The organism is Sphingomonas astragali (assembly GCF_051400615.1).
Classification (GTDB): domain Bacteria; phylum Pseudomonadota; class Alphaproteobacteria; order Sphingomonadales; family Sphingomonadaceae; genus Sphingomonas.
This window is the reverse complement of sequence record NZ_JBLFFH010000002.1, coordinates 400447-414292: the sequence shown is the minus strand read 5'-3', so window position 1 is coordinate 414292 and position 13846 is coordinate 400447. Positions and strand designations below refer to the sequence as shown.

15 protein-coding genes are annotated in these 13846 nt (G+C 67.8%); 11 read left to right on the top strand and 4 right to left on the bottom strand.

What is annotated here, in order from left to right:
* Positions 1–19 precede the first annotated feature (19 nt).
* From ACMGER_RS10270 to ACMGER_RS10220, 11 genes are all read left to right on the top strand, one after another.
* Positions 20–1201 (top strand): D-alanyl-D-alanine carboxypeptidase family protein, encoded by a 1182-nt coding sequence (locus ACMGER_RS10270; protein ID WP_436812056.1) that lies wholly within the window; start codon positions 20–22, stop codon positions 1199–1201.
* On the top strand, positions 1198–1827 hold the full coding sequence (gene tmk, locus ACMGER_RS10265) for a dTMP kinase (RefSeq protein ID WP_436812055.1): 630 nt from the start codon (positions 1198–1200) through the stop codon (positions 1825–1827). Before ACMGER_RS10270 ends, tmk begins: the two co-directional genes overlap by 4 nt.
* A gap of 133 nt (positions 1828–1960) precedes the next feature.
* On the top strand, positions 1961–2944 hold the full coding sequence (locus ACMGER_RS10260; RefSeq protein WP_436812054.1) for a DNA polymerase III delta subunit-related protein: 984 nt from the start codon (positions 1961–1963) through the stop codon (positions 2942–2944).
* 125 nt (positions 2945–3069) lie between these two features.
* A complete protein-coding gene (gene metG, locus ACMGER_RS10255; protein ID WP_436812053.1) occupies positions 3070–4608 on the top strand; it encodes a methionine--tRNA ligase in 1539 nt (512 codons plus the stop codon).
* Positions 4605–5387, top strand: coding sequence for a TatD family hydrolase (locus ACMGER_RS10250; protein WP_436812052.1), 783 nt, complete (start codon positions 4605–4607; stop codon positions 5385–5387). Before metG ends, ACMGER_RS10250 begins: the two co-directional genes overlap by 4 nt.
* Positions 5384–6148: an MBL fold metallo-hydrolase gene (locus ACMGER_RS10245; RefSeq protein WP_436812051.1), complete on the top strand. Its 765-nt coding sequence runs from the start codon at positions 5384–5386 to the stop codon at positions 6146–6148. The genes ACMGER_RS10250 and ACMGER_RS10245 overlap by 4 nt, the downstream gene beginning before the upstream one ends.
* Complete coding sequence (locus ACMGER_RS10240; RefSeq protein ID WP_436812050.1) at positions 6145–6759, top strand: retropepsin-like aspartic protease family protein; 615 nt, start codon at positions 6145–6147, stop codon at positions 6757–6759. The genes ACMGER_RS10245 and ACMGER_RS10240 overlap by 4 nt, the downstream gene beginning before the upstream one ends.
* A 251-nt stretch (positions 6760–7010) precedes the next feature.
* Positions 7011–8381: an APC family permease gene (locus ACMGER_RS10235; protein WP_436812049.1), complete on the top strand. Its 1371-nt coding sequence runs from the start codon at positions 7011–7013 to the stop codon at positions 8379–8381.
* On the top strand, positions 8378–8947 hold the full coding sequence (locus ACMGER_RS10230; protein ID WP_436812048.1) for an SAM-dependent methyltransferase: 570 nt from the start codon (positions 8378–8380) through the stop codon (positions 8945–8947). Before ACMGER_RS10235 ends, ACMGER_RS10230 begins: the two co-directional genes overlap by 4 nt.
* Positions 8948–9055: 108 nt before the next feature.
* A complete protein-coding gene (mazG, locus tag ACMGER_RS10225; protein ID WP_436812047.1) occupies positions 9056–9793 on the top strand; it encodes a nucleoside triphosphate pyrophosphohydrolase in 738 nt (245 codons plus the stop codon).
* Between the two features lie 29 nt (positions 9794–9822).
* Positions 9823–11175, top strand: coding sequence for a glycoside hydrolase family 27 protein (locus tag ACMGER_RS10220; RefSeq protein WP_436812046.1), 1353 nt, complete (start codon positions 9823–9825; stop codon positions 11173–11175).
* 160 nt (positions 11176–11335) lie between these two features.
* Here the strand turns inward: ACMGER_RS10220 and hflX are convergent, their stop codons facing one another.
* Genes hflX through ACMGER_RS10200 form a run of 4 tightly spaced genes read right to left on the bottom strand, consistent with a single transcriptional unit; the run spans position 11336 to position 13833 of the window.
* Positions 11336–12628 (bottom strand): GTPase HflX, encoded by a 1293-nt coding sequence (gene hflX / locus ACMGER_RS10215; RefSeq protein WP_436812045.1) that lies wholly within the window; start codon positions 12626–12628, stop codon positions 11336–11338.
* A gap of 4 nt (positions 12629–12632) precedes the next feature.
* Positions 12633–13172: an RNA chaperone Hfq gene (gene hfq, locus ACMGER_RS10210; RefSeq protein WP_436812044.1), complete on the bottom strand. Its 540-nt coding sequence runs from the start codon at positions 13170–13172 to the stop codon at positions 12633–12635.
* A 50-nt stretch (positions 13173–13222) separates the two neighbouring features.
* The gene (locus ACMGER_RS10205; RefSeq protein ID WP_436812043.1) at positions 13223–13558 is read right to left on the bottom strand and encodes a type II toxin-antitoxin system RelE/ParE family toxin; all 336 of its coding nucleotides are present in this window, start codon (positions 13556–13558) and stop codon (positions 13223–13225) included.
* Positions 13558–13833, bottom strand: coding sequence for a type II toxin-antitoxin system Phd/YefM family antitoxin (locus ACMGER_RS10200; protein ID WP_436812042.1), 276 nt, complete (start codon positions 13831–13833; stop codon positions 13558–13560). The genes ACMGER_RS10205 and ACMGER_RS10200 overlap by 1 nt, the downstream gene beginning before the upstream one ends.
* Positions 13834–13846: the final 13 nt, after the last annotated feature.

The following is a 13846-nucleotide window of genomic DNA, read 5'->3' as shown; positions in this document are numbered from 1 at the left end:
CCGCATGTTAGTGAGTGCCATGACCCGCAACTATCTCGCCGCCGCCATCGCTCCCGTTCTCGCGGTCGCGATCGCTTATCCGACCGTGGCCGCGGCGCCGCCGTTCCAGACGACCGCGCCGGTCGCCTACATGATCGATCTCTCGTCGGGCGCCGAACTCTACGTGAAGGATGCCGACCGCCGGATGCCGCCAGCATCGATGGCGAAGATGATGACCGTGCTGGTCGCCTTCGATCTCATCAAGAAGGGCGATCTGAAGCTCGATCAGATCATGGAGGTTCGGCCCGAAACCTGGCAGAAATGGCATGGCCCGGCAGCTGGTTCGACCATGTTTCTCTCACCCGGTGAGAAGGTCAGCGTCGAGAATCTGCTGAAGGGCATCGTCACCCTGTCCGGCAACGACGCCTGCGTGGTGCTGGCCGAGGGGATCTCGGGCACGGAGGAAGCCTTCGTCAACCTGATGAACCAGCGCGCGCGCCGGCTCGGCCTCAGGAACAGCCACTTCGGCACCTCGAACGGCTGGCCCGACGGCGGCGTCACCTATGTGACCGCGCGCGACCTCGCCAGGGTCGCCCAGGCGACGATCGAGGAGCATCCCCAGCTCTACAAGAGGTTCTATTCGCTGCCGAGCTTCACCTGGGGCAAGACGATGGGCGGCGGCGCCGACATCACCCAGGCCAACCGCGATCCGCTGCTGGGCCGCGTCCAGGGCGCCGACGGCCTCAAGACCGGCCATACCGAGGAGGCCGGCTACGGCTTCACCGGATCGGCCGAGCAGAACGGGCGACGCCTGATCCTGGTGCTGGCCGGGCTCACCAGCTCGAACGGACGCATCGACGAATCGGTCAAGTTCATGAACTGGGGCTTCCGCGCCTGGACGTCGAAGCCGCTCGTCGCCAAGGGTAGGCAGGTGTCGACCGCCGAGGTCCAGCTCGGCGACGCGGGCGAGGTCGGCCTCGTCGCCCCGCGCAACCTCGCCATCACCGTGCCCGCGGGCACCTCGCCCAATGTCAGCGCCAAGGTCGTCTACAACGGCCCGGTCAAGGCGCCGATCAAGGCCGGCCAGCACATCGCCGACCTCGTCGTCCAGACGCCCGATGGCGGCCTGCAGACCCTCCCGCTGGTCGCCGCGAGCGACGTCGGCGAAGCGGGCTTCTTCGGCCGCGTCTGGGCCGGGCTCAAGTCGCTGTTCGGGGCGTGACCGCCGGGCGCTTCATCAGCCTCGAAGGCGGGGAGGGCGCCGGCAAGTCGACCCAGGCCGCACGGCTCGCCGCCGCGCTCCGCCGTCGCGGCCTCGAGGTGCTGGTGACGCGCGAGCCCGGCGGCAGCGAGGGCGCCGAGGCGGTGCGTACCCTACTGCTCGGCGGCGAGGTCGCGCGGTGGAGCGCGCACAGCGAGACTTTGCTGTTCGCGGCGGCGCGCGCCGATCATGTCGAGAAGACAATCCGTCCGGCGATCGAGGCCGGCGTCTGGGTGATCTCCGACCGTTTCGTCGATTCGACCCGTGCCTATCAGGGCGCACAGGGCATCGACGACGCCGCGATCCTCGCGCTGCACGGCTTCGGCTCGAAGGGATTGTTGCCCGACCGAACGCTGGTGCTGGAGCTCGGCCAGGACGAGGGAGCTTCGCGCGCCGCGATCCGCGACGCCGGCGCGCTCGACCGCTTCCAGTCGCGCGGGCCGGATTTCCATGCCGCCGTCGCCGCCGGCTTCCGCCGCATCGCCGAGCGCGAGCCGGAACGGGTGCGGCTGGTCGACGCATCGGGCGATGCGGAGGCGGTGACCGCGTGCCTGCTGGCAGAGCTGACAGACCTATTGCCGGCGTGATGCTCCCGCGCTCACCCCAACTCCACCGTCACCCCGGCCTTGTGCCGGAGTCCACCGCGCCTCGAGCCGAGGAGCAAGCGGCTTCGTGGATGCCGGAACAAGTCCGGCATGAGGGGTGTGGGCGGATGCACCCGTGACCCCCTTCGTCGGCAACCAGGCCGCGATCGATGCCTTCCTCGCCTCGCTCGCCGGCGGCCAGCTCCACCACGCCTGGCTGATCGCCGGCCCGGAAGGGGTGGGGAAGGCTCGCTTCGCCCGCGCTGCCGCCGCGCGCCTCCTTGCCGAGGCCGCTGCCCCGGGCACGCTCCCGCCCGGCCTCGACGTGCCGGCGGACAATCGCACCGCCACCCTGATCGCCGCGGGCGCGCATCCCGACTATCGCGAGATGACGCGCCTTCCCAAGGACCCCGACAAGCCCGACCAGGACATCGCCCGCTCGATCCCGATCGCGCAGGTCCGCGCGCTCCAGCCGATGCTGGCGACCAAGCCGGCGCTCAGCGGCCGCCGCGTCATCCTGATCGACGCGATCGACGACCTCGAGCGCCCCGGCGCCTCCAACGCGCTGCTCAAGAACCTCGAGGAGCCGCCCGCCGGCACGATCTTCCTGCTCGTCAGCCACGCCCCGGGCCGCCTGCTCCCGACGATCCGCTCGCGCTGCCGCCTGCTCCGCTTCGATCCGCTGAGCGACGAAGAGGTCGCGGGAGTGCTCCGCGCCGAGCTTCCCGAGGCGAGCGCGGCCGAGATCACGGCGCTGGTCAGGGCAGGGCAGGGCTCCCCTGGCCGCGCGCTGCATTTCGCCGGGCTCGACCTCGGCGGGCTGGAGAAGGAGCTCGCCGCGATCGCCGCGGACGGGGACCCTTCCAACGCGCGCCGCGTCCGCCTCGCCCGCACGCTCGGCCTCAAGTCGGCCCAGCCGCGCTACGAAGCCTTCCTCGAACGCGTCCCCGCCTTCATCGCCGAGCGCGCCCGCACTCTCGCCGGCCCGGCGCTCAAGGACGCCCTCGACGCCTATGCCGCCGCGACCGAGCTCGCCCGCATCTCGCTCGCCCAATCGCTCGACGCCGCGACGACGAGCTTCGAGATGGGCGGCCTCGTCGCGAGACTGGCTCCTCGCTAGCCCCTTTGGACATTCTGCGCCTGGAATAGAGAAAATGCGGGCACGCCGAGTGTCAACATCGGCGACACCTTGTTTCACATCGGCTGCTTCTTCCCCCCGGCCGCGGGCTGCACTAGATGCCCGGCATGGCCGACCCCTATTACATCACCACCGCCATCAGCTATCCCAACGGCCGCCCGCACATCGGCCATGCCTATGAGGCGATCGCCGCCGACGCGATCGCCCGCTATCACCGCCAGGCGGGCCGCGACGTGCGCTTCCAGACCGGCACCGACGAGCACGGCCTCAAGATGGTCCAGACGGCCCGCGCCCGCGGCATCGAGACCCGCGCTCTTGCGGACGAGATGTCGGCTTATTTCAAGGCGATGTGCGATCGTCTGGATGTCTCGTACGATCGCTTCATTCGCACCGTCGAGCCCGATCATCATGCCGCCAGCCAGGCGATCTGGCGCGCGATGGAGGCCGCCGGCGACCTCTATCTCGACCGCTACGAGGGCTGGTACTCGGTCCGCGACGAGGCATTCTACGACGAGAATGAGCTGGTCGGAGGGGAGGGCGGCCAGAAGCTCTCGCCCCAGGGTACGCCGGTCGAATGGACTGCCGAGGAAACCTGGTTCTTCCGTCTCAGCAAATATCAGGAACAACTTCTAAGCCTCTACGAAGACAATAAGGATTTCGTCCAACCGGAGGCGCGCCGCAACGAGATGGTCGCCTTCGTCTCAGGCGGGCTCTCGGACCTGTCGGTCTCACGCACCAGCTTCGACTGGGGCGTGCCGGTGCCGGGCAGTCCCGGCCACGTCATGTACGTCTGGGTCGACGCGCTCACCAATTACCTCACCGGGATCGGCTATCCGAACGCGGCCGATCCGCTCGCCAGATACTGGCCGGCCGATCTGCACCTGATCGGCAAGGATATCGTGCGATTCCATGCCGTTTACTGGCCGGCCTTCCTGATGTCCGCGAAGCTGCCGCTGCCGCGCCGGGTGTTCGGCCATGGCTTCCTGCTCAATCGCGGCGAGAAGATGTCGAAGTCGCTCGGCAACGTCACCGACCCGATGGAACTCGCCGACCGCTTCGGCGTCGACCCCTTGCGCTATTTCCTGCTGCGCGAGGTCAGCTTCGGCCAGGACGGCAGCTATTCGGAGGAGGCGATCGTCACCCGCTGCAACGCCGATCTCGCCAACAATCTCGGCAATCTCGCCCAGCGCTGCCTGTCGATCATCGCCAAGAACTGCGATGGGCAGGTGCCGCAACCGGGCGAGCCGACCGCGGCCGAGGAGGCGCTGATCGAGAGCGTCGCCGCGGCGGAGCGCGGGATGCACGACGCGATGGCCGATCTCGCCATCCACGCCGCGCTCGACGCGATCTGGGCGGCGGCGCGCGACGCCAACCAGTATTTCGCCGACCAGGCGCCGTGGAGCGTGCGCAAGACCGATCCCGCGCGCGCCGACACCATCCTCTACTATGCCGCCGAGGCGATCCGCCGCATCGCGCTGATGACACGCTGGGCGATCCCGGGAAGCGCCGACAAGCTGCTGAATCTACTGGGACAAGGGGCGGACGCGCGCGATTTCGCCGCGCTGGCGCGCCCGATCGCGGCGAGGACGCCGCTACCGCCGCCGAGCGGCGTGTTCCCGCGGCTCGAGCTCGGCGGGGCGGCATGAGGCTCGCCGACAGCCATTGCCACCTCAATTACAAGGGACTGGCCGAGCAGCAGCCCGAAGTGCTCGTGCGCGCCCGCGACGCCGGGGTGGTCGCGATGCTCAACATCGCGACGCGCGAGAGCGAGTGGGACGCGGTCCTCGCCACCGCCGAGCGCGAGCCGGACGTATGGGCGACCGTCGGCATCCACCCGCACGAGGCCGACCGGCACGCCCACGTCGACACCGCCAAGCTGGTCGAGCGCGCGCGCCATCCGCGCGTGGTCGGCATCGGCGAGAGCGGCCTCGACTATTACTACGACCACAGCGACCGCAAACGGCAGCAGGCGAGCTTCCGCGCGCATCTTGCCGCCTGCCGCGAGACGCGGCTGCCGATCGTCGTCCACACCCGCGACGCCGAGGTGGACACCGCCGCGATCCTGGCCGACGAGCTGGGGAAGGGGGCCTTCCCCGGCGTGATCCATTGCTTCACGGCGAGCGGCGATTTCGCGCGCAAGGCGCTCGACCTCGGCTTCTACATCTCGATCTCGGGCATCGTGACCTTCAAGAACGCCCGCGACCTCCAGGAAACCGCCGCCTGGCTGCCGCGCGAACGGCTGCTGATCGAAACCGATGCGCCCTTCCTCGCGCCCGTGCCGCATCGGGGCAAGACCGGCGAGCCGGCGTTCGTCGCCGACACCTGCCGCTTCCTCGCCGACCTCCGCGGCGAAAATCCCGAGGAACTGGCAGAGGTTACGCGCGCAAACTTCCACAAGCTGTTCGTAAAGACGGCGGCCGCGTGAAGGTCCGCATCCTCGGCTGCGGCACCTCGTCCGGCGTGCCGAGGATCGGCAACGACTGGGGCGCTTGCGACCCCGCCGATCGCAGGAACCGCCGCACCCGCGTCTCGATCCTGATCGAGACCGCGACCACACGCATCCTCATCGACACGGGTCCCGACCTGCGTGAGCAGCTGCTGGCCGCACAAGTGAGCACGGTCGACGCGGTCATCTGGACGCACGACCACGCCGATCACACCCACGGCATCGACGACGTCCGCCAGATCTTCCACGTGCGCGGCAGTCCGGTGCCCGGCTACGCGCGCGCCGCGACGGCGGCGGTGCTGCAGGAGCGTTTCGCCTATGTCGTCGCCGGCCGACATGGCTATCCCGCGACGATCGACCTCCAGCTGCTGCCGGACAATCTCCGGATCGGTGACATCGAGATCACCGTCGTCGATCAGCCGCACGGCAACATCGTCTCGGCCGGCCTGCGGTTCACCGATGGTCGGTCGACGACAGGCTATGCAACGGATTTCAATATCTTAACTGCCGATATGCGAAGTCTTTACAAGAACCTAGACCTGTGGGTCGTCGATGCGCTTCGCCGCGCCCCGCATCCCACGCATCCGACGCTCGACCAGGCGGTCGGCTGGGCGGCCGAGCTCGGGGCCAGGCGTACCGTGCTGACGCATATGGACCATTCGATGGATTATGCGACACTGGCCGCCGAGCTGCCGCTGGGCGTCGAGCCGGGCTACGATGGCTTGGAGATCGTGCTGTGAGCCTCGATTCGGCCAATTACATCTGGGCGTTGGGCGCGCTGGTGCTGGCGGTGAGCGCACTGATGGCGCAGCGCGCCTCGCTGGGCACGATCGTCCGCTCGCTGATCGCCTGGGGTGCAATCATCGGGCTCATCGCGATCGCGCTGATGTATCGCCAGCAGATCGAGACGGTGGTGACCGCCGCCGCCGAACGGCTCGGGCTCGGCGATCAGGAAGTGGTCGGCGACACGGTGCGCATCACCATGAGCGAAGACGGCCATTTCTGGGCGCGGGTGACGCTCAACGATCATACCAAGCGGATGTTGGTCGACAGCGGTGCCACGATCACGGCCTTGTCGGAGGAAACCGCGCGCAACGCCGGGATCAAGGTCGGCGGCGGCGGATTTCCCGTGGTGATCAACACCGCCAACGGCAGCGTCACCGCCGAGCGCGGCCGCGCGGAGCGGGTCAGCGTCGGCGGCCTCGAAACGCACGATCTCGGCGTCGTGGTATCGCCGGCGTTCGGCAGCACCGACGTGCTCGGCATGAACTTCCTGTCGCGGCTCGGATCTTGGCGCGTGGAGGGGCGAACGCTGGTACTCGAGCCGAAACGTGACAGGAACGGACGCTAGTAGCGCCCTGCATCGAAACTGGCTCATGATTTACATAATGTATATTATCGATCTAACGTTCGCGCTGCGGACATCGTCTGCTTGGCGCCTGATGGCCCCTCTGCCGGGCGGATTTCGATAACGATCGATCTCGGTTCGAAGCCTCTGCGTCGCGCTTCCGACGTCGGGTCTTCCGGAACCTGATCCCATTTCTGCGGTTCTCGCCTCAGTGGCGCCGCGCTCCAAGCCGTGACGCGCCCGGTCAGGAGCTCATGCGCGACGACCCGACCGCCTTTCAGGACCGGGCTGCGGCCTTCGCCATGCCGCGCCGGCTGCTGCGCGGCCGCCATGTCCTTGCCCTGACCATCGGCATCGTCGTCGGCGCCGGCATCTTCCGCACCCCGTCGCTCGTTGCCGGCGCCGCCGGGACCGAGGCCGTGATGATGCTTGCGTGGATCGCGGGCGGAGTGCTCTCGATCGTCGGCGCGCTCTGCTACGCCGAATTCGCCGCCGCCTTTCCCCATGTCGGCGGCGACTATCACTATCTCGGCCGCGCCTTCGGCTCGCGCATCGCCTTCCTCTATGCCTGGGCGCGACTGTCGGTGATCCAGACCGGATCGATTGCGCTGCTCGCCTATGTGTTCGGCGACTATATGACCGAGATCCTCGATCTCGGTCCGTGGTCCTCCGCGATCTATGCCGTGCTCGCGGTGCTTCTGGTGACGGCGGTCAACCTCGCGGGCGTCCAGGCCGGTGCGCAGGTCCAGCTCTGGCTGACCGTCCTGGAGGTGTCGGGCCTCGTCCTCGTCGTCATTGCGGGATTGATGCTCGTGCCCGAGGCGCGCGGCCCACCGCCGCCCGCTGCCGGTTCCGGCGGCACGATCGGCCTGATGATGGTCTTCGTGCTGCTCACCTACGGCGGCTGGAACGAGGCCGTCTACGTCTCCGCCGAAGTCCAGGGTCCGCCGCGCCGCCTGGGGCATCTGATGGTGCTGGGGCTCGGCATCGTCACCCTCCTCTATCTCGTCGTCAATGCCGCTTATCTCCGCGCCCTTGGCCTCGACGGCATGGCAGCGTCGGATGCGGTCGCCGCGGACGTCCTCCGTCTCGGATTGGGCGATGCCGGTGCCGTCCTCGTCAGCCTGATCGTCGCGATCTCCGCGCTCACCTCGGCGAACGCCACTGCGATCACGGGCGCGCGAACCGCCTGTGCGCTCGGCCGCAGCTTCCCGGCCCTTGGCTGGCTCGGCCACTGGAGCACCGGGCGCGAGACCCCCGCCAATGCACTGCTCGCCCAGAGCGCGATCGCACTGTTGCTGGTGGCAGGCGGCGCCTTTGCGCGCGACGGTTTCACCCTCGCGCTCGAATATACCGCCCCGGTCTTCTGGCTGTTCCTGCTGCTCGTCGGGTGTGCGCTGTTCGTGCTGCGCGCCCGCGAGCCGGATGCCGAGCGGCCATTCCGCGTGCCGCTCTATCCGGTCCTACCCGCGATCTTCTGCCTGACCTGTGCGTGGCTGTTCTACGCGAGCCTCGCGCATACCGGCGCGGGCGCGCTGCTCGGCGTCGGCGTGCTCGCCGCCGGCGCGGTGCTGCTCGCCTTCCTGCGTCCCGTTCCTCAACCCGCAATGGAGAATCTTCCATGAAAGCCATAGTCATCCCGATCGTGGCGCTGCTGGTCGGCGGCAGCGCCATTTATGCCGGAACCACGCTCGCCGATCGGTCCGGGCAGACCGCGCCCACCTCGCGCTTGCCCGACGTCGTCTTCGTCCCCACCCCGCCTGAGGTGGTCGACGCGATGCTGACGATGGCCGGCGTCAGAGACGGCGACGTCCTCTACGATCTCGGCTCGGGCGATGGCCGTATTCCGATTGCTGCTGCGAGGAAGTTCAACGTGAAGGCGGTCGGCATCGATATCGATCCTCAACGCATCGCCGAAGCCAATGCCAACGCGAAAGCCGCCGGCGTCACCGACGAAGTGAGCTTTCGCCAGGCCGATCTCTTCACCACCGATTTCAGCGAGGCGACGGTGGTGACGCTCTATCTGCTCGATTCGCTGAACGAGAAGCTCCGCCCCCGCCTGCTTGCCGAGCTCAAGCCCGGCACCCGCATCGTCAGCCACGCCTTCCGCATGGGCGATTGGGAGCCCGAGAAGACGCAGGAGGTGGACGGCCGCACCATCTATTTCTGGACCGTGCCGGCGCGAAGTTGATCCCATGACGTCCCTGCCAACGCCGGCCTTATGGACTGGACACCATTCTCCGGCGGTCTAAAGCCCGCCGAGCACGAGCGATCCATAGGCGAATTCGAGGAAACGGGCATGATCGAGCGGCTGGTGGCGATCATGGCGCGGCTGCGCGACCCGGAGCATGGCTGCGAATGGGACGTGGCGCAGACCTTCGCGACGATCGCGCCCTATACGATCGAGGAAGCCTATGAGGTCGCCGACGCGATCGCGCGCGCCGACATGGCCGACCTCAAGGACGAGCTCGGCGATCTTCTGCTCCAGGTCGTCTTCCACAGCCGCATCGCCGAGGAAGCCGGTCTGTTCGACCTCCAGGACGTCGTGACGGCGATCAGCGACAAGATGGAGCGCCGCCATCCTCACATCTTCGGCGATTTGGCCGAGGGCGGCCATCACCTCTGGGAAGCGATCAAGGCCGAGGAACGCGCCGCCAAGCCCGACGCGAGCGCGCTCGCCGGCATCGCGATCGGCCTCCCCGCCCTCGCCCGCGCCGAGAAGCTCCAGAAGCGCGCCGCCCGCACCGGCTTCGACTGGCCCGACCCGGCCGGCGCCCGCGCCAAGATCGACGAGGAGCTCGCCGAAGTGGAAGCCACCGCACCCGAGGACCAGGCGGAGGAGATCGGCGACCTCCTGTTCGCCGTGGTCAACTGGGCGCGCAAGCTCGGTATCGATCCCGAGGCCGCGCTTCGCTATGCCAACGCCAAGTTCGAGCGCCGCTTCCGCGCCATGGAGGCGGAGGCCGGTGCGGCGTTTCCGACGCTCGGCCTCGATCGCCAGGAAGCGCTGTGGCAGAAGGTGAAACAGGCCGGCTGAGCGGGTGCGGCGGCATCAGGGGGGAATGAATGACGGATTTCGGTTTGTCGCGCCGTGCGGCGCTGCTTGCTCCCGCGGGGCTTGCCATGGCCGCCGTGGGCGCCGGATCGGCGGCAAGATCGCCGAAGGCGTCCCTGGCACCGACGCCGCCGATGGGCTGGAACAGCTGGAACAGCTTTGCCACCACCATCACCGAGGCGCAGGCGCTGGAGAATGCCGCGATCATGGCGGCGAAGCTGAAGCCGCACGGCTATGACGTCTTCACGATCGATATCCAGTGGTACGAACCCGGCGCCACGGGCTACCGCTACAATGACAATCCCGTTCCCGCGCTCGATGCCTATGGACGGCTGGTGCCGGCACCGAACCGCTTCCCCTCTACCGCGAACGGCGCCGGCTTCGCCCCTCTCGCGGCGAAGATCCACGCGCTGGGCCTCAAGTTCGGCGTCCACCTGATGCGCGGCATTCCGCGGCTCGCGGTCGAGCGCAACCTGCCGGTGCTGGGCGGCGGAGGTGTCCGCGCCCGCGACATCGCCGACCGCTCCAGCGTCTGCCCGTGGAATCCCGACATGTTCGGCGTCGACATGACCAGGCCGGGCGCCCAGGCCTATTACGACAGCGTCTTCGCGTTGTTCGCGCGCTGGGGCGTGGATTTCGTCAAGATGGACGACATGAGCCGCCCCTATGACGCGCACGCGCCGGAGATCGAGGCGGCGCACAAGGCGATCCTCGCCTGCGGCCGGCCGATCATCCTCAGCCTCTCGCCCGGCGAGACGCCGGTGGTGCGCGGCCCGCACGTCCGTCGTCACGCGCAGATGTGGCGGATCAGCGACGATTTCTGGGACGAATGGCCGATGCTGAAGGCCCAGTTCACCCGGCTCGAGAACTGGAGCCCCTATTGCGGCCCCGGCTCCTGGCCCGATGCCGACATGCTGCCGCTCGGCCGGCTCGCGATGGGCGAGCGCGACACCAGGTTCACGCGTGACGAGCAGCGGACGCTGATGACGCTGTGGTCGATCGCCCGCTCGCCGCTCATCATGGGCGGCGACCTGCGCCATCTCGACGACTGGACCCTGAGCCTGCTGACCAACCGCGAGGTGATCGCGGTCAACCAGCACAGCATTGGGAACCGGCCCTGGTACTTCGCCGATCACCAGTGCCTGTGGACCGCGCGCTCGCCCGACCGCCGGACGGCCTATGTCGCGATGTTCAACCTGTCCGACGGGCCGGAGGCGGCACGGATGACCGTCCCCCTGCGGCGGATCGGCCTCGATGGCGGTCGGCTCCACGACCTGTGGACAGGCAAGGAGCTCGGGGCGGTCACCAGCCACATCGAGACGACGGTGCCGCCGCACGGCGCGGCGCTGTTTTCTGTGCGTTAGAGTCTGTCCGGCACGGATTAGATCGTCATTCTCAACCGGAAACATCCTAGAGCGCTATCGGTGCTCCTGCGAAGGCAGGAGCCCTGGCGGCAAGCGAGGCGACCGTAATCCTGGGCTCCTGCCTTCGCAGGAGTACGGATTCCCCTTGTCCCGCCGGATTTTACCCGTGCCGCAGAGAGAAACGCTCGTAATCGCGCGGCGCCATCCGCACCTCGTACACCGCCCGATCGCCCTCGATCTCATGCTCCAGCACGTCACCGTGCTGGTGGAGCCACGCCGCCCCCGCCCCGTCGCTCGCGTCGAGCGCGATCGTGTAGCGCCGATGCCCGCGGGTCAGATGCTCGGCGACGGTGGCGAGCAGCGCGTCGACCCCTTCCCCGCTCAGCGCCGACACCGCCACCACCTCGTCGCGCCGCGCCGCCTCGGCCGCGATCTCCGCCCGGCGTTCGGACGAAAGCAGGTCGAGCTTGTTCCACGCCTCGATCCTGGGGGTCGCCTCGGCGACGCCGATCTCGCCCAGCACCTTCTCGACATCGGCACGCTGCGCCTCGCTGTCGGGATGCGCGATGTCGCGGACATGGATCAGGAGGTCGGCGGAGACCACTTCCTCCAGCGTCGCCTTGAACGCCGCGACGAGCTGGGTCGGCAGCTCGGAGACGAACCCCACCGTGTCGGACAGGATCGCCTTGTCGATCCCAGGCAAGGAAATTTGCCGCAGCGTCGGGTCGAGCGTCGCGAACAGCAGGTTTTCCGCCATGACGTCGGCGCCGGTCAGGCGATTGAAAAGCGTCGATTTTCCGGCGTTGGTATAGCCGACCAGCGCGATCACCGGCCATGGCGCGCGCTGGCGCCGCTCGCGGTGCAGCCCGCGCGTGCGGCTCACCTGGTCGAGCTCGCGCCTGAGCCGCGCCATGCGGTCGCGGATCAGCCGCCGGTCGGCCTCGATCTGCGTCTCGCCCGGGCCGCCGAGGAAGCCGAAGCCGCCGCGCTGGCGCTCGAGGTGGGTCCAGCTCCGCACCAGCCGACCCGCCTGATAGTCGAGGTGCGCCAGCTCGACCTGGAGCCGGCCCTCGGCCGTCCGCGCCCGCTCCCCGAAAATCTCGAGGATCAGCCCGGTCCGGTCGATCACCTTGCAGCCGAGCGCGGTCTCGAGGTTGCGCTGCTGCACCGGCGTCAGCGCGGCGTCGAACACGGCGAGGCCGAGCTCGTCGGCCGCCACCATCTCGGCGAGCTGGTCGACCTGCCCGCTGCCGATCAGCGTCGCCGGCTTGGGCGCGCGCACGCGGAAGGCGATCTTCGCGCGCACTTCGATCCCGATCGCAAGCGCCAGGCCCGCGGTCTCCTCCAGCCGCGCGTCGGCGTCGCGGCTCGCGCTGCCCTGATCGGGCAGCACGACCACGGCGCGCGCGCCGCGCGCATAATCCTGCGCGTCACGATCGAAGCCGGTCGACACGCCGCTATTCGGCGTCGCTCGCCTGCTCGTCGGCGAGGTTGAGCGGATTGGCGGGCTGGATGGTCGACACCGCGTGCTTGTAGACGAGCTGCGACAAGCCTTCGCGCTGGAGCAGCATACAGAACAGGTCGAACGCCGCGATCGAGCCCTGCAGCATCACGCCGTTGACCAGGAACATGGTGACATTTTCCTGCTGGCGGCGGACTGCGTTCAGGAAAATCTCCTGCAGAAGCGGTTGCTTGTGCTGATTTTCTCCCACCGCTTCGACGATGCTGGCGACGTCCAGCGGCCCCGACGGCATGATCGTCGAGATCGCGTGCTTGTAGATGAGCTGCGACTGTCCGTCGCGGCGCAGCAGCACCGAGAAATTGTCGAACCAGGTGACGATGCCCTGGAGCTTGACGCCCTTGACGAGGAACATCGTCACCGGGGTCTTCGATTTGCGAAGCGCGTTGAGGAAGAGATCCTGGAGGGAGGTCTGCTTGTCGGCCACGATTGGCTCCTTGGTCTTGGCGGCTTTTCCGCGATTGTTGTTGGGACGCAATCTAGGGCCTGTGTCCTCAACCGGCAATGGGTAGGAGGATTCGATGCTTGTCACCGGCCCAGAAGACGTCGTTCCAGTAGCGCCTGCATGTCGCGGCGGCCGTCCGCTATGACAAGAATAAAGACCCTGCCGGCAATGACGCGGTAGATCAGCCGATAAGGCTCGAGCAGAACCTGCCGGAATTCGCGAATGCCGAGCGCGTCCAATTCCTTGGGGATGGCACCCCGCAACGGAAACCGTTCCAGGGTCAGGATCTTGTCGAGGAATGCTTCGAGGAGCGCATCGGCTTCATCGACCGAACGGTTCTCGACCAGATAGCCATAGATCTCCTTGAGATCGTCCTCCGCGCCTCGAGTCAGTTCGACCTCAAACCGCTCCTCGGTCATCAGCGAGCGGGCGGCTTCGATCTCAAGCGCTCGACAACAGCGCGGGCCGGCTTGGTCTTGCCCGCTTCAATGTCCTGATTGCCTATCGCGAGCAGCTTCAGGAGCGCGAGCGTCTCCTGCGTCTGTTCGAAGGATGCGACGTCTTGGATGACCGCTTTGGCTTCGCCATTCTGGGTGATGACCATAGGCTCACGCTTCTCGGTCAGGTTCAGCAGAACCTCCGCAGCGTTGGCTTTCAGATAGCTTATCGGCTTGATCTGTGCGGAATATCGCATGACTACTCACTGG